The organism is Deinococcus sp. AJ005, from assembly GCF_009017495.1.
GTDB lineage: Bacteria > Deinococcota > Deinococci > Deinococcales > Deinococcaceae > Deinococcus.
This window is the reverse complement of sequence record NZ_CP044987.1, coordinates 75,000-96,101: the sequence shown is the minus strand read 5'-3', so window position 1 is coordinate 96,101 and position 21,102 is coordinate 75,000. Positions and strand designations below refer to the sequence as shown.

Here is a 21,102-nt window from a genome sequence, read left to right as displayed (position 1 = left end):
GGGCGCTCCTGAATTTCGGGCAGTGGACTTCCGGTCAGTATAGGCTCCTGACCACTGGCGAAACCAGAAACGGCGCGAGGAAACCAGATCGTATCCCTTCGGACCTCAGGGCATCCTGATCACGCGTGGGTCATGTGGCCTCAACGCCACATTTTCGGGCCGGAACCGGATTTCCGTTCGCCGTTGAAGTTCCGGGTCCCACCGAAGATTCCCTGCCCTATTCCCCAGACCTTCCCCGCACGACTGGCACGCTGTAGTCAGGGCAGGGAACATCACCCCTCACCCCGTCGGGCACGGCCACAGCGGCCCATCCCGACGATGTCCGTCCAGGGTCCAGTCGCTTCATCTCACACGCGTGCCCACCGCTAAGGCGGGGCACGGACGGTCAGGCCTGTCCTGATCAGGAGGTCTTCCCATGACGTTGTTCTCCGCCACCCGAATCGCGATGCTGACCCTGCTGGCCACACTGGTCCAGCCGGGATACGCGGCCACTGCTTTACAGGATACCGCCCTGATGGACACGAGCGAAGTCAGTTCCGCCGTGAGCCCTGTCGATCAGCTGATCGCAGACGCCACGTTCACGTACAGCTCACCCGAGGCCTATCAAGCGGTCCGCGAGCAGATCCACGCCAGGTTGCAGGGGATGGGCTTCAAACCCCGCTGGCAGAAGGTCGCCGATTTTGAGACCTTCACAGCATGGTATTCGGAGACCAGCAACCTGACCGTGATGTGCATTGAGGGTGCGGTCCCGACCGGATGGATGCACCGCGCATATCCCTTGGCGGGGAAACTCACCCGTCACGACTATTTCCCCTTTTAGCCGTTCCCTCCGCCAGCCTCTCTTCACTGCTGAGGTTCTCAATTGAATTCCAAGACCGCCATCTCAAGGAGAACAGATGAACATCACCACGCGATCCATGATTCTGGCCGGCCTCATGACCCTGTTGAGTGCCTGCCAGCAGGACACCAAACCCACACCTTCCCCGACACCGCCCCCCACGCCATCGCCAGCCCCCACACCCACGCCAGACCCTACAGGCATCTACAATTCCTTCGTCAAGGCGCAGGCCCTGCCAACGTGGAGCGAGTACGCCCTGCAGGCCAAGCTCGTCGGCACAGACGGCGACGTCCCCGATCCCGACGGCAAGCCGTCCACCGAGGACGCCGGCGACGGCACGTACTCGTGCAGTGTCGAGCCCCGTTCCATCACCACCACGCCGCGCGATCTGGTGGTCCTCGATCCCGGCCAGAGTTCGCTCTGGGTGGGGGGGCTCCTTCAGGGCCGGGGCTACGCCAGTTACGGTGAGTTGCAGGAATTTCCGGTCCGTAAGCGGGCGCCATTCAAAGTCTGGATCAACCTGCTGGATCAGGGCGTCTACGAAACGGTGGACAGCCCGGATCCAGCCACGGTCCAGGAAGCTGTCGGAAAACTCGTGGCCAAGGCTATTGGGCGGGGCACCAAAGTCGGCGGGAAACTGGACGGCAGCAAGTCCGAGGTCAACGACGTCAAATCGGCCTTGCTGAGACTCGGACTGTCCGCACGGTACGGGAATTTCAAAGCCAACGCGTCGCTGGCGACGGAAAAAAAGAGCAATGAAAACCGCGTCAGCGTGTACGTCGTGGAGAACATGTTCACGGTTTCCATGGTCCGTCCGCCCACCACCGACGACTTCTTCGTCGGCCTGACCAGAGCGGATCTGGACGCGCAGCTGGCGGCTGGCAACCTGGGCAAGGACAACCTGCCGATCTATACGGCGTCCGTCACCTACGGCCGAATCGTGATGCTGACCTTCACGTCGATCGAGAACATGGACCGCCTGCAGTTTGCAGTATCAGCCGCCTACAACGCGGTGGTCAACAACGCCAAGCTCGAGCTTTCCGGTGAAGTGAAACGGACATTGAAAAACACCAGAATCGAGGTCACGACGTTTGGTGGCGACAACGCCTACGCCCAGCAACTGATGCTGAGCGGTGACCTGAACCAGTACTTCAGCAACCAGCCGGCCCTCAGCCAGTACAAGCCGATTTCCTACACCATGAAAGACATGGCGACGGACCAGGTCGTGGCCGTGAGCGAAACGACTAAGTACAACCTGCGGAAATGTGCCCAGAAACACGACGAGCAGCCTTCGCCGAAGCTGACTGCGAAGTGCGAGACGGGCGGAACCAGCTGGACAGGGGAGCGCAAGAGCTGCGATTCCGGCGAGGTACCCTACACGGCCCCGCCCCGGTACTACATCGACGAGGCCAGAACCAAGGCCAACGTCACGGGTTCCCGGGGTTCCGACAACTACTGCGTCGTGACGTTCAGCAACCGGGCCGAGTTCCCCGGAGTGGGATCTCAGCCGCAGACAATCTCCTTCCATGCCCATGCGCGGAGCCCTGGCGGACACAGCTCCGGTTCGGGTTACACGGAATGCACGCTTGCAGGCGTCCAGATCAGGCCTTAGCCGCGACGTGATGAAGGAGGGGCAGGCAGTGCCCCTCCTTCATCACAGTTTGATAGCTGGCGTGGTCTATTTTTCGGATCACTTCGGGTACCACGATAAGGGCAATCCGAGTTGCCCCCACACTGCTCCAGACCAACCTCGACCATCACCGTGCTTACGTGATTTGATTTTCGGCGAGGCAATAAAGGTACGATTTAACTGCAAACGAACTGGACCGCCCGAGTATGGACACCCGACTTGTTGACAGCACATTTTGTTGAGAGTGCTGAAAGCGTGGGCCAAAACCCTGGGAGGGAAGTAATGAACGTGTGGCGCCCAACACTTTTGTTTTTGGTGACGAGTATCAGCATGGTACACGCACAGCAGCCCAAAGCTTGGACTGTCGAGACGCATCCGGGCACGGGCAATGTTTCGGTGATTAATACGTCGACTGAGACCATGAAAGTTAGCGTTACTGCCATTTCGGAGAAAGGGAATCCCCTAGTCTCCATTCATTCTGAGACATGCTCCGGACCTCAATGGACTGCAAAGACGTGGACCTCTGGATCAAAAGTTCTGTCGGGGGACGAAGCCCTCAATCCGGGGGCGGCCCTTTGTATCGAAGCCACGTCGGAGCCAGTGGTCTACATCGTGCGAGGTTCCGCACCCGGAACTCCAGCGATCACACAAGCCGCCCGCGTGACCGCCATTCAACCGACAACAAAGGCTCCTGCCTCTCTCGCATTTGTCAAGGATACGAACGATCTCCTTGCCAATCCGGCGACAGAGGGTTGGTGTAATCCGGAGACGGGGATCAGACTGACCCACACCACCGTGCCCAGTAAGCAAGTTTTTGTTTGCCGCACCGCTGAGGGCGTTCTTCAAGGTTTTTATCCGGTCGATCCTCCGGCCGCTCCAAACCAGAGTTCCGGAACACCCTCTGCCCTCACGCCTACAAGACTGATGCGTACTTCGTCACTGGTAAAGGTCCAGCCAGCTCTCACGAAGATACCCCCATCGCCTGGAAAAAATTCGGGGGCTGCGTATGCACAAGCCTCCACCACTCCAACCATTCCAGCTATCTCTCGACAGGTAGCCAACAAGGTTATTCCCGGCATCTATGCTGTAACAGGAGACGAGAAACTGAAGGATCTGAAGCTCACAGTGAGAGCACCAGTTTTCATAGCGTTCTGGCTCATTCTGGCTGGCGTTGTATTTTCAACACTGGTGGGTCTTCTGCTTACCCGTTGGTCGGCGATTCAGCAGTTGCGAGTCATGCTAAAAATGCAGGGATTCGATGAAATTTCCAAACTCCCGCTGATTCGTGGAAATTATGCACTGAATACCAGCGATAAGGAACTCAGGGCTTACTTAACATGGTATAAATTCTGGCTACCTACTGAACATGCAGAGAGGCTTGCACAAGCCTTGCTCGACTGGCGAACTTTGAGTGACGACGTAGGCAGACTGGACGATCAGATGAAAATGCTTGAGCAACGTAATTTTAAAAAAGCTGATCAGACAGACTATTTTGTGATTGACATGCTAAATCGTGTGCAACTAGGAGGTGCAAATCGCAGGAAAGACTATAAACTTGACGAAATGCGCCAAGTGGAGATCCAGGAAGTTGAACCTATCCAAAAAACCATCTATGAAGCCACGCTTCTGGCAGAGCATCTGACGACCTACAGGTTGCTGGATGAAATCAAGGTCACGGGTTCCCCCGACTTGGAGAAGGCGCGCAGTGCTCTGCTGAGGGAATTGGATGACGTAACGGACTGGCAAGGCCTTACCGCCGCCGAATTTCAAAAATTCCTTATAGGATTGAGCGTCCTCCGCACCTCAATGCTTGAGGCCTTTGTGGTCAAGCAAGATGGGGAAATCGCAGCTTTCAGGGCGAATCGCCTCCGCCCGCCTCAAATGAATGCCGCCCGACGGCGAGGAAGTGCATCGCCCCTTATCCTGGCGAACGGTGTTCTCCCTCATCGGAGACGTGCACCCTCAACGACATTGGCCAGCATCGCTCCGCTGCTTCTGTGGAATTGGATGGGGGTCCTTGTAGGCGCGCTCGTGGCCTGGCTTTTGGGAAGCGTCACGGGCTTGCAAACGCTGTACTTTACCGGTCAGCCGTGGGGAAGCACCATCATGGACTACGTGACAGCGTTCACCTACGGGGCTGTGACGGTGGCTGCAGTCGCCAGTCTCGCCGGCGTCGCAAAAACGCTCCTGCCTATGACGGAGCAGTTCACCACAGCTAGCAAACCCCCGCTTGTCGCTGACGCAGTCAAAGGGAAGACCGCCTAATCGCCGGTATATTCGTAGGATATTTAGGGCGGCCAGTCCAGTGGCTCAGGCCGACGAATCACCCCTCCAATACACCACGTCCTCCAGCAGGCAATCGCGCGCTCAGTGCCGAGCCGGACCCAAGGACCTATCTGTCTAGGCCAGCGACGACATCCGCTGTGAGTCGGTCGAGCAACAGGTGGTGATGCGCCGCGCCGCGCGTATACCAGCGCTGCCTAGCGTGCCGGCCCTCTTCCAGGTGACTGGCTGTTTCCTGACCACTTAAGCGCACGGATCGGACCTGGCGGCCGCAATGTCGCGGACGCGCGGGCCCACGCTGCCTCTGACATTTATTGCCCCCAGCGTATGGCAGCCTTGGAGCGTCGACCGAATAATGGCAGAAGTGCCCACAGGGCATGCAGCCACTGATAGTCGGGCAGATACAGGGTATTGGTTCACTGGCGCCGGCCGTTCCAGGCGGCAATCCGAAGTTCAGACGTCATCGAACCACGCACCGAGCCGCTCGCGCGGCACCCGAGACGCCTTGACGAACAGCGAGGTGAACATGCTGGGATCCGTCATGTCCAGCACGAGTTCCAGCAGGTCTTCGGGCTCGTCCATCGCCTGCCCGAGGATCTGGGTGATGCGCTGGATCTTGCCGACAAGCCGCTCCCAGATCAGCGACTCGACCGTGTCGGTATTGCACAGCATCAGGACATCGACCGCATGGCGCCGAACGTAGCGGTTGGGGCGCCCGACCCGCTGGCGCAGCCGCATCGGATTCCACGGGAGATCCACTTGGATCAGGGTGTGACAGCTGCGCTGCAAGGCGATGCCCTGGCCGTCGGCTTCCATGAACACCAAGAAGTGCGCCTCGCCGGCGTTGAAGCGCTCAGCTGCCGCCCTGCGGGCCAGGGCCAGTGTTTGACCCAGCAATCATGCGCGCGGTCGTCGCCATTGACGAACACCACTCTCCCCAGTCCGTAGCGCCCGCTCAGGGTGAGGTTACCCTTCAATCGGCCCATTCCAACTGCGGTGAAATCGTCCCTCTGAGTCACAGTGAAATTTGCAGGAGATGTAGCTTTTTAAAAAATTCAAAATGTAAGCTAAATAACATGATAGCTTTTTAGGGAAGACGTTCGGATCGCCCCAACCGGGGTGGTGGACAGTCTCGTCCTCACATTTAAAGCTTAGGCCACTCCGCCGTCGAACAGTTTTCTCTTGCACTCGCAGACGTTTGTACCGCTTTGGAGGGTAAACATGCCCATTGTGTTCGTGCACGGGGTCGCAAATCGCGATCCCCTTGGTTGGACCGGAGTGGAGCAGTTGCTCAGGGCCTATGTCGCCCCAGTCCTGAACCCTAAGGCTCCAGATGAGGTCCATATCGGAGCAGCTTACTGGGGAGATATTGGGGTGCAGTTCCGGTGGGGAGGTCGTTCCCGCCCCCGCAGTCTTCTTGGGATGGGCAGTACAGACGAGACTGATTTCAGGAACCGTGTCCTCGAAACACTCGCTTGGCCTGAGCTTCTAAAAGGTATTCCTCTGGAGGCAGGACAGGAAACGACCGCAGGAAGCTTGATTGCCAGCGGTGCAGCGCCGCGCTCCCCTAGTTCGCGCTGGAGCTCTCTGAACGCGGACGACCGATCAGACCTCCTCAACGGCCTGATCGTCGAACTCCTCGCGCCGGGTACAACTGTCGGCGACGACGACACTAAGAACCGCCAACTGGCGACATTGCTTGTCGACGCGGACCGACTGGCCAGAAACGAGTCCGAGGTCAACCTCTTGAGACAGATGCCGGATGCCGCTTCGGAAGCAGCTGAGCTCCAACGCCTGCTGACCGAACAGTTGCAGAGCCAGCGGACAACTGACGCGTTGATTCCACAGGGCGTCCTGGACACCTTGAAAGGACTTGGCAGCCGGCTCGACGAGGCGCTGAGCCGCGCGGCGAGCTGGCCCAGTACTTTGGCTTCCCGCATTGCCCTGCAAGCACGTCCTCCACTGAACAATCTGATCACGCTGTTTTTTGGGGATGTGTTCTGGTATCTCGCGAGGCGCGGGGAAGGCACAGATATTGGCGAGATCCCCCAACGCCTCCTTGACGCCCTCTATACCGCGCGCAAGGCCCCTCAGATGGATGGCGAGCCCCTTGTGGTCCTGACACACAGTATGGGTGGGCAACTGATGTATGACGCCCTCACACATTTTTTGAAACTGGACAAGCGCCATGCTGATACCCGGATCGACTTCTGGTGCGCCACCGCGTCGCAGGTCGGATTGTTTCTGGAGATGGGATTGTTCCGTCATCAGATGGGGATTCCAGCTCCTGCCGCTGGATCCGGGCGGGCGGCCCCGCCAATAGACCGGCCTGACGCAGCGCGCCTCGGTGCCTGGTGGAATGTCTGGGACCCCAACGACGTGCTCAGTTTTACGGTCCAGGACATAGTTCGTGGCGTAAAAGATGAGCCATACGACTCTGGACTGCCATTCACCGCTGCTCACAGCGGCTGCCTGCAACGGGTCAGTTTCTATCGCCGCCTGGCCGAAAAAATTGAGATCGCACGCGCCCAGGGCTGGAGCCTGCCATGAACGGGGCACTACAAAATCCCATTTGGGAGCCCGGAACACCCGGTGTATACGCCGTAATTATTGGAGTGAGTCGATATGACCATCTTCAGGGCGCGCCACCAGTCAATGTCGCACCAGACCCATACGATCTCTCCCAACTGGGTGTATCGGCACTGACGGCACACCGCTTCTACGACTGGCTGATCGCCAAGTATCAGTGTGAGAGCGTACCGTTGGCCAAGGCGTGGGTGCTGTTATCCCCTAGCCCAGATGAGTCGAGATACGACACAGCTCTTGGAAATTTCCCGGTGCGTCCCACGCTCGACAACTGTACCGAGGCCATCGAATTCTGGGCGGCGGAGATGAACGCGCTGCCGCCTGACGTCGCCGCAAAGAGCCGCGCGGTGTTTTTCTTCTCCGGTCATGGTCTGGAACGTTTTGACGATGAGCAGATTCTGCTGCCCTGCGATTACCTGCGGCCTCCAGGCCACAACCCCGACGACGCAATCAGCACCAATCACCTCAAACGTGCGCTGGCGTCCTGCCGGGTTCCCACGCAGCTTTTTTTCCTGGACGCCTGCCGCAACGATCATCACCGCCTGCTCGACTTCGATATTCAGGGACGGCGGATTCTCGCCGTGCAGGGATCGCGTTACGCTAATCCCGCGCGGATCACCCTACGGGTCTATGCGACCGCCAGCGGATTGCAAGCCTGGGCACCCGCGACACCAACTCCAGGTAATGACATTTCCTTGTTCGGTCAGGCTCTGCTAGAGGGTCTGGGTGGCGAGCCAGACATGGAGCTGGAGTGCGTGCAAGGTGTCTGCAAGATCGCCCCAGCACAGTTGCAGGCCTTTCTCACTCGGCGGGTTGCGGCCCTGCACAGGGAACACGGCTCCAGAGCTGACCAGCCCGTGCGTATGTTCGGACACTTCGACCAACTCGCTCTGGCGGAAGTTAGCCCACGTCCGGTAATCGTTGACACACCTGGCAGTACAGGTGGAGGAGCCACGCTGTCATTTGACAGTCCAACGCCGACGCGAGGGAACGGATGGGAATCCCCGGACGAATATCAGTCTCACGATTGGCGGGATGTGGTGGAGAGCGCAACCTTCCGGACCCTTGAAGATGCTGAATGGTATCCCGCGCACTTAGAGATTTATGAACCAAAGATGCAACGGTTGGCCGACGGTTCGACTATTCGTCTCACCTTCCTTATCTCATCACTCTCGCGTCGGAGTATGTGGGTTTCACCAGACATGATAGGGACGATATGGCTCCGCTTCGTTAACAGAAACCAGTCATTTACAATATGCATACCGGACCTCTCTAGTGAAAAATCAGAGGTGAAACTCCTAGCCGACCTGTTCTTTCTTGATAAGTCATATCAGCAAGTACTTGATCGTGTGGAGGTCAGTATTTCTCCAGAAACGAATGGTGTGCTTGGAGAAGCCGTCAAGGTGTGGTGGAAGTACCGTATGGAGAGCGCATTGCATGCCGCAGCTCAACTTGAAGAACAAGATGTGATGGAGCGAGCATTACGAGAGAAAATGGCCTCTCCTATCAGCGCGACGCTGGCGACCATCGTTCTGCTGCGCGCCAATCACTTGGAACGCCTGCATGACTGGGTTGAAAATCTCGCCCGCTTGTTTCCCAGCATTAGCGACGGCCAAGTGTTGTTGGCCGAACAGCGTTTGAGGCAGGGAGGTAGGTTGCAGGCCATTCAGCAGGAAATGACCGCACTGCAGTCACGGCCGCTACCTGCCTTCGCCGACGCCTTCAGCTACTTAGTGAACCACGCCCGGGATCTTGAAGAGGCTGGTGCGGCCAAGAGTGAAGTCCCAAAACGGGTCAACCGCGCCTTGAAAGCCTTTCGCTCAGGTGGGATGTTCTGTACTTTCGTCGCCCCATCGGGAACTCCGAACCCCGAGCAGAGACCAGACAAGAGATAGATGTTCGGTATCTATCCAAAAGGTAGACTCGCGAGTACCTACTGTCTTCCCCGCAATCGTGATCTGCCGACGGGGGGGGGGTTATGGATGTGCTGTACCAGCGCTCAGGCCGCTCCATATGCCAACGCACGGGTGCGCCGGCCAATTTCCGGCTGGCGAGTCTGGACTCACGTCCCTCCATATCCCCAAGTAACGCGGCCGTATTTCCGCCATTGCTGCTTTTCATGACATTACAGGGTCAGTATTCCCCGTCGACCACATGTTCTATTTCAGGCCAGACCCCCTGTAGGAGCAACGCTTGGCATATGTACACACGTGCAGCCATCAACCTGCGACATCTTTGGGCCGATGCAGGAGGAGACCCATGACTTTAGTCGACGCGCCTTGTCTGAAGTTTGCCCCAGGCACGGTTCTCTCTCTCGAACGACACTTGTTGCCCCCACCGGAGCTCCTTCCGATCGAAGCTCGCCATACAGGCACCAGTCCAAGCATCGGATTGCACGACCCGGCATGGACGTTGTACTCGCCAGCCACGCGGCTTGCGTTGCGCGTTTATTTTACTGCTCCAGGCAGTGAGCTTGCACTGGCCACATGGCTCAACGCTCGCTCCAACGTTGTCGTGACGAGCCTAAACTTCACGGGGACCATCCAACAATCCGTGGGAGACGAGGGCGGCGATCGCGATTGGAACGCACCCGTCGGTCCTATCTGTGCCATGCGGCTTGATGTGGATGTCCGTGGTGATAGGGCGTGGAGAAAAGCGGTGGCGATGAGCGGGATCGTGCACAGTCTCAGCGTGGACGACGTCACGCCCCGGCCCGTCGTGGTGGTTATCGACCTCGGCCAGAAGCATTGTAAGGACGTGATGATCGCCGTCGCCGACGCGTTCGTCGACGAACGCGTCGGCGACGAAGCCGGGGAGCTGAGTGTCCTCGGGTATTACCTTGAGGGCTACAGGGGAAGCCCTACCACCATAGATTTGTGGTCCTTTTGCGCACTTGGCTTGGCTGTCTGTGATGCGAACGCGCGGGTGTCCGCCGTGAACTTCTCATTGGACATGGGCTGGTGGTGTGGAGACCGATCTGGCATGCCCTCTCCACTCGGCAGCATCGTGCAATCGTTTCCAATTTTCGAGTCGATTCTCGAGGAGATGGACGCCTCGAGAGTTCGCCGGGGTGATGGGCACCCCATGCTGTTCGCTGCGGCAGGCAACCGCCAAGGCAACGACGGAAATCTCCAGGACCGTCAGTGGCGTTTGGCGTATCCGGCAGTGTTGCCGCAAGTCGTGGCCGTCACCCAACTCCAGTCGGGCGTCCTTTCAAACTACATGGACTGGCCCGCAGTTGGACCGCTGAAGCCCTGCTTCGGCGAGGAGATGCGGACTGAAACGCCAGCCCAATTTATACGCGGCTCATCGTTCGCGTCGCCGGCCCTGGCTGGGCGGTGGGTCGTGCTCGAAACCCGCCATAGCGCCCATCATCTACCCAGGTTTGCCAAGCTCGCGCAACTCGTTCAATGCGCGCCTGACTTCGTTGAGTTGACGGCAGAAAGCCCCAGGATGTATGGGGAACCATGGGTAACACCGTCTGTTCGCCGATTAGTTGCGCAGGCAGTATCTGTACGGAATGGATCGGGCCTGAGAGGATTGGTTGAGGCGCTCAACAGCGTGAGCTCTGAGCACGAGTTTTTATTAACCGGATCGGCCGCTTTCATTGATGCTTATATGCAGCGCAATTCTAACCTCGATTTAAAGGCTGCACTCGATCTGATCGGCGATTTAGATTTCCTCTACACGGGATCAGATCTGAAACCACATGTCTATGATCTTATCAGGTCAACGGCGGATGCCTGGTCGATAAAAAGGGCTTTTTTCATTAGTCCTAAGCTACGAATCAACGTTCATGCTCTTAGATCCTGGGCAGGCAGTCTCCACTTGCTTCAATGTGTCGTGCCGGAAGCGTCAATGTTCGTGACGGCAGGGGGGAGTATTCGGTCATGGTCAGTGCTTCCGGCAAAAGATTCCGGGAGGAGCGAGATCAGGTTGTTCGCCCCGCCGGACAAGGTCTGGGAGTGGAACCCGCAGTTTCGGAGTGGAGCTGCGGGAATGGCACATGGGCTGTTGGTCTGGTTAAATCTCAACCTGCTGCAAATTCGCCTCGAAAAAACAGTGGGAGGAGACGACGAAAATACATCTTGGAAATTGCCCGAGTCACTTGACCCCAACTCCATCCTCGCCCAACTGATCTCTTCGTTTCTCGTCGGCGCAGTATCCGGGGATGAAATGCGGTCCTCCCCGGAGTTACGACGACAGCTGTTCGGCAATGCGTCAAGCGTCTTACCTCCAGTCGACCGGTTCAGTTCTCGATCTGAGCGCTCCATAGCCCTGCTCAAGGGGCAGACGGGCGATTACTGGCAGCGAGCCACGACGCTTGTCGAATGGTTGTGCCGCCAGTGGTCCATATTTATCAGGCAAGATGGGCACTTATCGCGGGACACGCCAGGAAAACCTAAAGGGCGGTGGTTGGGAAGCGAACAGCAGTGAGCATGGCGCTGAAAAAAGAGGACCCCAGGCAGTTTGCGGGCATGCTCCCGGCTAGGTACGCCCTTTCAAGCCTGCCACATCGAGTAAGCGACCCCGTTTAGGGCTTGAGCGATCTAGCCTCCAGGCTGTCTGGGAGAGCATTTTGCGTGCATTGGGAGGCGACACTGCCATTTTGCTGAATCTGTAGGGTTCAATGGACAGAAGCTGTTTTTTCGATGTGCTGCACCTTGAGGTCGGGAGATCATTCAACGCCGAGCAGAAAACATGGCTTGTTCAGGTTGAGGAGTAAGTGGATTCGTCTTGTTGCCGTCCCAGAGGCGCTTTCCGGGATCAGCGTCAAGCCCTAAACGGGGTAAGCGGTTTAAACTTTCTCTCCCCCTGGGCCAGTGCATGGGCATGGGAAAGAAAAGGCCGAGAAGGGCGGGGAGGAAACGACCTGGGATTCCGTGGTTTGCAGGTTTCTTTCGTCTTCCCAGTGCAGACTCTTTTTTGGTGCCTGGGCCAATGCATGCGCGCAGCCATAGACATAGATAACTTCGGGGCAGGGCACCTTGCCGTATATCGTCCGTTAAATCCGTATCAGGCGGACGCTGGTACGGGTGGCCGTGATTCCACCGCCCACGAGCACCGCACCCGTCGGCTACCCAGGTTTTTGGTGGACCCTCGCCGAGCATCTGTTCGAGTTTCTGCAGGAGCTCGCGCTCGCTCAGGGTATTCAGGCGGTTGCTCACCGTGCAACACAGGTAGGCTATCCGGCAGATTTCGCCGCGTCCGCCCACCTGACATACTGACTGCGTTGCGGCCCCTGGCCAGGCATCCTTCCTCACTGTCCCTGATCTCGCCTTGCCGCCTTCCGCAACCCCAAACCCTGCCTATGGGCGGGGCCGGCCCCCTGAACGCGCATCCTTCACTCCTCTAACAGACTTCCGCGCGTTCGCCTTCCGGCCTCTGCTCCATTCCATTTCAGTCCGTACCTCTGGCGCTCCTTGTAAGCGCCTTTTTTGATGAGCAACCCAGACCCGATCCAAGAGGACCACGCCATGACCCACGCCGACACTGCCACGACTCCAGCACCCCGCTTGCCCGTCAATCCAGCGGCCCGCGCCGAAGTCCTGCTGCGCCGCCTCAGTGCTGTCGAGGTTGGTGGCGAGAATGTCGGGAGTGCCTCTGCGGGTGACGCCATGCCTCCTGGCGCTTCCCGGGTCCTGGGTGAGGTCCTGGCTGCCGGCGCGCTGCCCACCCCTGCACTGATCGACGCCCTGAACGGGGCCAGCTCTACGGAACTCCTCGGCGTGATGCAGCACAGCGTGGCGGCGCTGCGGGCCGCGCGCGGCGCCGCGCCGAGCCTGCCCCAGCTTCGCAACTTCGCCCGCAGCCAGGTCTTGGACACCGGCACGGCTTTTCTGGAGCGCCTGGGCGCGTGGTACGGCCTGGAAGCCCAGAGTACCGGGACCTGCGCGCTGCGCGGCAACCTCAACGTGCTGTCCGGCACCTGGAGTCCAGCAGTCAGCGCCGGCGTTGCCCGGTCCATCCAGGCGTGCTCGACGGGCATCCTCGGGACCCTGGCCCAAGGCGCGTGCGCGGTCTGCCACCTGCGCGTGGGCGACGCGGACGAACTGATGCGGCTGGCCCTGGCGGACCGGGGACGCGCCGCCGACCGCCCGCTGCCCGCGCGCGGCGTGGACCTGGCACCAGGCGGAAGTGATCTGACGCAGGCTCTGCTCGGTGCGTTGGCGAACCTGGCTGCCTCGACCACCCCGCTGTCGGAGACGGAACGCAATGACCTGATCACCCTGAGCGCCCTGCTGACCCAGGGCGGCGAAACCCGCCGGTCGCCCACGGCGATCCTGGACCATCTGATCGGCCACGGCATGCCGCAGCGCGAAGTCCGTGCGCTGGTGGTCGGCACCCTGATCGCTGGCGGAGCCGGCGGGCTTCTCGAACAACTGCGGACCTCGCCTCTGGGCCTGATGCCCGTCGATCTGCTGCGTATCCTCGACGTCTGGGGCGGCGGCGGCGGAACGCTGGCCCGCCCGCCGATCAGCCCGGAGAGCAACCTGCTCGGTCTGGCAGAAAACAAGCGCGCTCCGCATGTCCGGGTGCCGCGCCTGAGCCGTCCACAGCGCCGTGAGGTGCTGGGCGCCCTGAACGGAAGCCTGGCTGGGTTGACCGGACAGGGGACAGGCGGCCAGACCCTGGCGTGGGAAGCGGTCCACACCTACCCCGAAGCCTTCAAGCGCGTTCTGGCCCGACTGCACGTCCACGAAGCGCCGCAGCGCTTTCCCCACGTGGCGGCCCTCGCCGGGCTGCTGTCCGCCGGCGGCAACGTGGGCCAGCTCGGTGCACTGCACCCCCAGGCGGTGGAACTGGCCCAGAAAATGGGTGCGCAGACCCCAGGCGAACGGGCGCGCGCCCGCAGCTTGCTCGGCGGGGTGGAACTGGCGCTGGCCGGCGGTGAACTCGGGGAGGCCCTGGCGCTGCTCCTCACCCGGCCCGGACTGCTGGCCCGCAGCCTGGACCGTCTGCTCCGGTTGGAAAGCGGCGTCCAGGGCCACGCACCTCAGACCCTGAAGGCCCTGAAGGAAGCGGCGCCCAGGCTGACGGCGGTGATGCTGCTTTCACTGCACGCGCACCTGGCTGGGCGCGGGGCGCCGGATCCCACGCGCGTGTTCCGTTCACGTGGTAAGGCCACCACCCGTGCCCTCGGCGACACCCGCATGCCGCTGACCCAGGCGGTGATCGGGGAAGCCCAGATGATCCTGGAAGACGAGCTGCTGCGCCGTGGCGCAGCGGCGCCGGCGCTGGATCTGCTGGAGATCGAACCCGGCATGCTGGGCGTGCGCCTGGCCCCTTCCGCCCGCGCCGCCTCGAACGGCAACGAGGGTCTGGCTCCCGGCAGCCGTCTGCCCCTGACGCCTGTGGGGGCAGTGCCGGCCACCACTGCGCGGCTGTTCGTCCACTGGGCCGAGCAGAGCGGTGCAGGCTCGATCGACCTGGACCTGTCGGCCATGGCCTACGACGTGTGGGGCCAGCAGATCGGAATGTGCAGTTACAGCAGCCTGCGCCAGCCCGGCATGGTCCACTCCGGGGACCTGCGCAGCGCCCCACTGCCCGTGGGAGCCACCGAGTACGTCGATCTCGACTTGGCCGAGCTGCGTGCCTCTGGGGCGACGCTGGTGCTGGCCTCGGTGTACTCGTTTACCAGCGTGCCGTTCTCGAAGATGGCGCGCGCGTCCTGCGGTGTGATGAGCCGGGCCGACGTAGACGCGGACACGCGTGAGATGGACCTGGGTACCGTGCGCCTCAAGTTCGGTCTGTCGGGCGAGCAGACCTCGTGCCTGCTGCTGGCTGTCGACCTGACCCAGCCAGGCCGGGAAGAAATCATCTTTCTGGAACTGGCTGGCGATAAGGGGGGCTACCGCGTGATCGAACGGGACGGCATGGTGGACCTTGGCGCGAAGGTGGCGCAGGCGGCCCAGGGCGTCCCCCTGGTGACCGTCCTTGCGCCCCACATCGCCCGCGCCCAGAATGTGCGCTGTGGGGCAAACCAGTGGCGGCGCGGGGAAGGGGAGGCCCGCGAGAATTTCGCCCGCCGCGTCAGCGTGGACCTCCGAATGCTCGCCGAAGATGGGATCGCCAGTGGGGACGCTGACATCGGCGTCCCCCAGGGTCCCGCGCTGTTGATCGCGGACCAGCCGGCCAGAGCCATGCAGGACGGTGACCAGGTAATCTGTCTGAGTCCCGGTGTCTCACAGCCTGCGGGCGTCCACGTGAGCGGACTGAAGGAGTTGCTGAACGGGCTGTAACCGAGCTGCTTCCCTGATCAGACCCTATAGCCGGGGATCGAGGACCTCGCTCTCCAGCGCGCTCACCCCGAAAACGCACTCGTGGACGCGCCGCAGAGGTTCTCCCGCCACGAAGCGTTCCAGACCTTCGAGTCCCAGCGCGAACTCCCGCAGCGCCAGCGTGCGTTTCCCACTCAGCCTCCGCTGGCGCAGCCGATTCAAGTGTTCAGGCAGAGTGTAGGCCCGACGAGCTGCTGAGAGCGATGGCAGCGACAGCGTAGCAACCCAACTGTCTGGCCAGCTTCGTGGCGATCTGTTTGATCAGGTGATCCTCGCTGTACTTATGCACGGCACTCAGCCACGATGCGCCTCATAAGCCTGTCTGATGAGTCCGAGAAGCAAGGGGAGATCATCCACCGAATGGCCCACGGCCTCAAAATGACCCTGCACAAAACCTATGGTCCCATGGTCAGAATCAACCGTACCGCCCAGATTCGCCGGGTTGTCCAAGGTGTCGGGGAGAACGTTCAACCTCACTGCGACGAGACCTCTGCTGTAAAAACTGCTGTAGATCCGAGCGAACTCGCGCCCCGCCACCGTAAATTTCAGGCTTTTCTGGGTTGGATCCGCCTGTACGTCCTGCCCGATCTCAGGTCCAGCCACCAGGAACGCTTCGAAGAGTGCCTTGGCCGCCTTGCTCTGCGCGCTGGTGACCGAGCCGGAAGTTCCGTTGCCAGAACCTTGTTTCTGCTGTACGTAGGCGGCTTCGATGGCGGGCCACGCGTCGTTCAGGGATTTCAGGTCCTCGAGCGTACGGTTCAGCCACTGACCATCGACTCCCCAACCTGTGAGGGCGTCGGCTTCCAGGACTGCCGGGTCCAGCTTGACCGCAACTTTGACGCCATGTCGTCGGGGCTGCACTTCCATGAAGACCCGGTGTTCGCGGAAAGTCCGGCAGTGCTTCGTGTCGTTGCTGCGCCCACCTAGGCCGATCACACGCGACCCCAGTTCTTCGAGCACCTGTGCAGCACTATCAGTCAGCTTCGTAAAATCCACAGATCCAGAGGAAGTTTTGGCCTGGGCCGACGTCTGCTTGAGCGCCAGTTGATGGTTCAGCGCCTGCTTCGCCATCAGCAAGACCGCATCCAGATCGGTTTGAAGACCCAGGACCAGTTCGCCGTTGCCGTCGCCTGCACCGCCCTTTTCCGATACGTCGCGTGCCAGGTGCTCAGGGTCGTCCAGATCGTGGAAGGGAACATTCAACCAGCATTTGATGGTTTGAAGCGATGGCTGCGGCACCATGTCACAAAAGTTGGAGCCCGCGATCTTATAGGCCACATACTGTTTTTTGACCGCTTCCATCACCTGAGGATCAAGGGCCAGCAGCCGCGAGCGAAAGTTCATGAACAGGGTGCGCAGCGCCGGACTGCTGGTCTCCAGATGACCTTCGACGGTGGGCGTTTTGCTGCGCTGGCGGCCTTCTGCGCGCAACTCCTTGAGTTCTTCGGAAGTGAAGGCTGGGAAGGGGAAAAGGGAGTTCGCTTCTAGGGCCAGTTTCGCGGCGCGCTGCTGGATGACGTCCTTGTCCCAGGTTGCGTACCGAGCCTCATCGGCGATGGCCCGCGTCATCAGCAGGCGGCTGTACTTGTAACCCTTGGGTTGCTCGGATTCCACCGTATCGCCCGCTTTCGGTGGAAGGGTCTTTTTCTCGGCCAGGGAGCGGTCACCCAGTTCGCTGTTGTAGCCCGTCAGCGTCAGGTTGCCGAGGGTGTGGACGAGCTTCTCCTGAACCTCCTGCCAGTTCTCCCCCAACATTTGTCGCCAGGACTCGCTGAGATTTGCGTTCTGGGGCATCACGTGCTCGATGGTCAGGCTGCCACCGAACGTTTCTTTCTCGTTGAGCTTGCGCTCCAGACGCATCAGGAGCGGCTTGCAGACCGGGCGGGAGTAGATCGGCACTTCCTGCAACGCGGCGCGGAACACCTCGTCGCTGGGGAAGCCGTCGCGGTCACTGTCCTGAAAGCGCACCAACGCCCGCTCCAGGCTCCGCAGGTAATCCTCGTGCTTGGGCAGATCGCGGCCCAGGGTGGCAAAAAAGCGATTCAGGGGGGCCGTGCGCTCGCCCACCACTGCCCGCCTCATCAGGAACGATTCGAGCAGGCGCAGCGCGCGCGTCAGCCCTGCATGGTCCAGCAAGCCCTTCTGACGGTCTTCGAGCAGTTCCAGCACGAACGGCTGGATCACCTGAAGCCGCAGCGCCCCAAGATCTTCCAGGGCCAGCCTGACCACCGGATTCGCTTCCTTGAATGGCTGGATGATGCGCATAAAGTGCTGCGCGATCTGTGCGATGTCCTGGACCAGTTGAGTCACGGTGGTCTGCCTGGGCAGGCTGGACCGGTAGGCTTTGAACGCCTCGTAGACTTCGCTCTCGTTGGGTATGCTGCGGCTCCGCAGGGTCAGGAAGTCGCGCATGAAGCGGTCATAGCTGCCGTCTCCGGTCTCGGCGAACAGCTCTTCCATCGGTTGCCAGTGCTTCTCGCTCAGGGTGTTCTGGGCCTGTTCGTCTAGGCCCATCAAAACGTTGTTGCGGATGAGGTCCGCCTGGGCCAGTGCCTTGCCGGTGCTGTTGAGACTCTCGAAAATCAGGCCCAGATCGTCGACGCCCTCGGTCAGCATGATCTGCACGACTTCCAGCCGATTCAGGCCCTCCCAGATTTGGGCGACGTTCAGCCCAGGCTCTTGCAGTTTCTTGTGGAAGAAGGCGACGCCGGCCAGCACTTCCCGCGCCGCCGGCTCCGGCAAGTCCTCTCCCTTGAGAACGGCCCGCAAGGTGGCGTCGTCCGCCCGACTCAGCCGCAGCTTGAAGTGCCGATCATCGTTGAACTTCGTGTTGAACAGGAAATCAGCGCGCAGTCGGTCAGCCTCTTTGCCCAGCGCTGCGGCTGTCGCCGGATGCGCCTGCAGATGCTCGCTCAGGGCGTGCAGCAAGAGTGTGGTTGTCGTCATCCGCTGCTGGCCGTCGATCAGGCGTGAACGGTTCAGGGAACTGGCCCCCATCCCGGAGCGTGGCTGGGTGAACACAACTGGCCCGGTGAAGTGCCTGCGCCCCCCGGGGGCCTGGGCTACCCGCAACACGTCTGCCCAGAGCTGGGCGCGCTGGGCGTCCGTCCATGAATATCGGCGCTGGTACAACGGAATCTCGAACTGCTGGTTTGGACCGGCCAGCAGTTCCAACAAAAGTTCCTGCCTTGCTTCCATTAAGGCGTCGCCTCCGTGTCTGCGTCCACTTCCAAGTCCCTCGCATCCCCACCTACTGCCACCACCATCAGGATCGACACATCCAGCCCCCCCGACACCAGCCGGAGCAGCGGCAGATCGCACGTACGGTGGAGGTTGGCGTGGCAATGACCAAGCGTCTCGTCCTGCCGAGTGGTGGTCATCACCAGTTCCTCAAGAACCTGAGGCGGGGGTTGTCGGCGGCAGTCCAGAGGCGGCGCCCGGCTTCGTTGGTCTGGCAGATCATGTGTCTCCAATGATAAGGGCTGACGGCGAAAGACAGGACAGCAAGTGCGTATTCCTTACCTATCCCAAGACAACCGTTTCGTTGAGGATAGAAACGGGCTGTCCGATGTCAGCAGGGGCTCGGCCAGGCGCTGGAATTCGGGGGGGCGATCTACCCCCGACGGGTGTAGGGAACGTCCACAGAACACGCACCGTATCGTCGACATGACTGGATACGTACCCGGAGATGCCTTTCCTGAAGACGAGCGCCTTGAACACGATCTCATGGCCGGCGCGACCATAGCGATGAACGCGCAGCATGTGGCTCCCGCCGCCGAGATCGGCCTAGGGTTGAAGAATCTCCAGAAGATCAACCGCACCGGGCAGGGCAACCCCCAGAAAGCCGGGTTTCGTGCCGAAGTGCATCACGAGGCCACTTTCAATGCAGACGCCACTCGCAAAGGGTTGACGGTCCGGGCCCACCGCACCACCGGCGGGGCCGCCGCCGATCTGAACGTCACACAGGGTGACGTGGTGGTGGCGCGCGTACAGGTCAAGAACTGCAAGACGGTCGCGCGAACTACCAAAGCCATTTCGGCCAAGAAGTACGACGGCATGAAGAAGGTCGTGCCGGCGGATCAGGCCGACGGCGTGCGCGGCCTTGCCAGCAGACGTGGGGTGGATGGACTGGGACAAAGCAATTACGCCGATACCAGCCAGAACACGTCCGCGCGGGTTGAACACGGCGATGCAGCGAGTCGACCGCTGTCCTACGAACAGGCACAGAGTCGAAATATGGGAGCGCGTCTGGTCACCGGAGAGATGGGCCAGGCGGCGCGTAGCGGCGCACAAGGGGGAGCGGTCATCGGTGGAGCCATTTCCATGGTGAGCAACATCGCCGCAGTCACGAATGGTGACAAGTCCGCGCTGGAGGCGGCTGGCGCGGTGGCCAGAGATGCCACGCTCGCTGCAGCCGGCGGCGCCGTGTCAGCCGCGATGACGACGGCGGTGACGGCGGGCTGCACGCGGGTTGGGCTGAAAGTACTCAGCAGGGGGGGCGCACCAGGCGCACTAGCTGCGACGGGGATCGAAGTGGGCAAAGACATGATGGCCTGGGCCAAGGGTGACCTGAGCGGGCTTGAGGTGGCCGGCAGGGGCTTGGAGCATGCGGGTGGTGCAGGTGGTGCATGGGGGGGTGCAACGGCAGGCGCTGCGCTGGGGACTGCGATTTTCCCTGGCGTGGGAACCGTGATCGGCGGCCTTCTTGGTGGAATGGCTGGGAATGCGGGCGCCCGAAAGGCCATACAAGGGTTGAAGGCGTGGTTTTCCTGACCGTCTGCCACGTCGCCTTGATGGAGTAGAACTCCAGTACACCGATCTCCGACAGTCTGTTCGGCCTCACCTGCGTCATGCCTGAGACCGGTTCGTCTTCCAGCGTGAGGTTGGGTACCCACACGTGCCGGAGACCTCACCCCGACATGGATCGGCAGCTCACTTCGGATGAATTTTCATACGGGTTGACGGTATCTTCTCCTACCGCGAAGGAGGACGGGGAGGATGGACTTTACCGCCACTTCTTCGAAACGCCCGTACGGCAAGACGATTTCTCCCATGCAACCCGAGGTGAGCCACGGCGGCTTCCTCCCCAGGTCCGAAGACCAGGGCTTTCAGCCGCAGACAGGTTTTCGATGAGCGAGCATCAGGAACACGCCCTTACACCGAGGGGCTTGGAGGCCGAACTTCAGCGCGGTGACGCCATAGCCCTGGTTTGGAACATCCACGACGTCCAGACTAGAGCGGATTTGACTGACGCCCAAGCTCGTACTGTGCTGGCGAATGTAGAGCGCGACCACGATCCGGAAATCGGGCTGAACTGGACCCGGGTCGACGAGGCTATCCGGGCCTGCGGCTTCGAACTCTTCTGAGCTCCGAGCCCCCCACTCGTCAGGGATTCCGTCATGTTCGGACCTGACCGAGTGAGGTGGGCACATACCTTCCTCGGTCAGGTCGTCGTTGTTTAGAACGTCCCACACGCTCTCGCT

General features: G+C 60.7%; 11 protein-coding genes and 1 pseudogene. 9 read left to right on the top strand and 3 right to left on the bottom strand.

The window, feature by feature from the left end:
* The first annotated feature begins 415 nt into the window (after positions 1-415).
* The 3 genes from DAAJ005_RS00315 (at position 416) to DAAJ005_RS00305 (ending at position 4,733) form a co-directional block, all read left to right on the top strand.
* On the top strand, positions 416-820 hold the full coding sequence (locus DAAJ005_RS00315) for a hypothetical protein (protein ID WP_151845348.1): 405 nt from the start codon (positions 416-418) through the stop codon (positions 818-820).
* 76 nt (positions 821-896) lie between these two features.
* Positions 897-2,450: a thiol-activated cytolysin family protein gene (locus DAAJ005_RS00310; protein ID WP_151845347.1), complete on the top strand. Its 1,554-nt coding sequence runs from the start codon at positions 897-899 to the stop codon at positions 2,448-2,450.
* 678 nt (positions 2,451-3,128) lie between these two features.
* Positions 3,129-4,733, top strand: a complete 1,605-nt coding sequence (locus DAAJ005_RS00305) for a hypothetical protein (protein WP_151845346.1) — start codon at positions 3,129-3,131, stop codon at positions 4,731-4,733.
* A gap of 471 nt (positions 4,734-5,204) precedes the next feature.
* Here DAAJ005_RS00305 and DAAJ005_RS00300 read toward each other — a convergent pair whose 3' ends face one another.
* Positions 5,205-5,648, bottom strand: coding sequence for a helicase-related protein (locus DAAJ005_RS00300; protein WP_151845345.1), 444 nt, complete (start codon positions 5,646-5,648; stop codon positions 5,205-5,207).
* A 324-nt stretch (positions 5,649-5,972) separates the two neighbouring features.
* Between DAAJ005_RS00300 and DAAJ005_RS00295 the strand changes: the two genes are divergently transcribed.
* From DAAJ005_RS00295 to DAAJ005_RS00280, 4 genes are all read left to right on the top strand, one after another.
* The gene (locus DAAJ005_RS00295; protein WP_151845344.1) at positions 5,973-7,301 is read left to right on the top strand and encodes a hypothetical protein; all 1,329 of its coding nucleotides are present in this window, start codon (positions 5,973-5,975) and stop codon (positions 7,299-7,301) included.
* Positions 7,298-9,232: a caspase family protein gene (locus tag DAAJ005_RS00290; protein WP_151845343.1), complete on the top strand. Its 1,935-nt coding sequence runs from the start codon at positions 7,298-7,300 to the stop codon at positions 9,230-9,232. Before DAAJ005_RS00295 ends, DAAJ005_RS00290 begins: the two co-directional genes overlap by 4 nt.
* A gap of 364 nt (positions 9,233-9,596) precedes the next feature.
* Positions 9,597-11,774 (top strand): hypothetical protein, encoded by a 2,178-nt coding sequence (locus tag DAAJ005_RS00285; RefSeq protein ID WP_151845342.1) that lies wholly within the window; start codon positions 9,597-9,599, stop codon positions 11,772-11,774.
* A gap of 1,040 nt (positions 11,775-12,814) precedes the next feature.
* On the top strand, positions 12,815-15,580 hold the full coding sequence (locus tag DAAJ005_RS00280; protein WP_151845341.1) for a TerD family protein: 2,766 nt from the start codon (positions 12,815-12,817) through the stop codon (positions 15,578-15,580).
* Positions 15,581-15,604: 24 nt separating this feature from the next.
* On the opposite strand, the pseudogene DAAJ005_RS00275 reads toward DAAJ005_RS00280, so the two are convergent.
* A pseudogene (locus DAAJ005_RS00275) lies at positions 15,605-15,799 on the bottom strand (hypothetical protein); the annotation flags it as partial.
* Positions 15,800-15,913: 114 nt separating this feature from the next.
* Entirely contained in the window at positions 15,914-18,817 is a 2,904-nt protein-coding gene (locus tag DAAJ005_RS00270) for a DUF262 and DUF1524 domain-containing protein (RefSeq protein ID WP_151845340.1), read from the bottom strand.
* A 468-nt stretch (positions 18,818-19,285) separates the two neighbouring features.
* Here DAAJ005_RS00270 and DAAJ005_RS00265 point away from each other — a divergent pair, with 468 nt between their 5' ends.
* Positions 19,286-20,392: a hypothetical protein gene (locus DAAJ005_RS00265; protein WP_151845339.1), complete on the top strand. Its 1,107-nt coding sequence runs from the start codon at positions 19,286-19,288 to the stop codon at positions 20,390-20,392.
* A 395-nt stretch (positions 20,393-20,787) separates the two neighbouring features.
* Entirely contained in the window at positions 20,788-20,985 is a 198-nt protein-coding gene (locus DAAJ005_RS00260; RefSeq protein ID WP_151845338.1) for a hypothetical protein, read from the top strand.
* Positions 20,986-21,102: the final 117 nt, after the last annotated feature.

Coding starts and splice junctions, on each gene's coding strand:
- DAAJ005_RS00285 (WP_151845342.1), top strand. CDS start 9,597: ATGACTTTAGTCGACGCGCCTTGTCTGAAGTTTGCCCCAGGCACGGTT.
- DAAJ005_RS00265 (WP_151845339.1), top strand. CDS start 19,286: ATGACTGGATACGTACCCGGAGATGCCTTTCCTGAAGACGAGCGCCTT.
- DAAJ005_RS00295 (WP_151845344.1), top strand. CDS start 5,973: ATGCCCATTGTGTTCGTGCACGGGGTCGCAAATCGCGATCCCCTTGGT.
- DAAJ005_RS00270 (WP_151845340.1), bottom strand. CDS start 18,817: ATGGAAGCAAGGCAGGAACTTTTGTTGGAACTGCTGGCCGGTCCAAAC.
- DAAJ005_RS00310 (WP_151845347.1), top strand. CDS start 897: ATGAACATCACCACGCGATCCATGATTCTGGCCGGCCTCATGACCCTG.
- DAAJ005_RS00315 (WP_151845348.1), top strand. CDS start 416: ATGACGTTGTTCTCCGCCACCCGAATCGCGATGCTGACCCTGCTGGCC.
- DAAJ005_RS00280 (WP_151845341.1), top strand. CDS start 12,815: ATGACCCACGCCGACACTGCCACGACTCCAGCACCCCGCTTGCCCGTC.
- DAAJ005_RS00290 (WP_151845343.1), top strand. CDS start 7,298: ATGAACGGGGCACTACAAAATCCCATTTGGGAGCCCGGAACACCCGGT.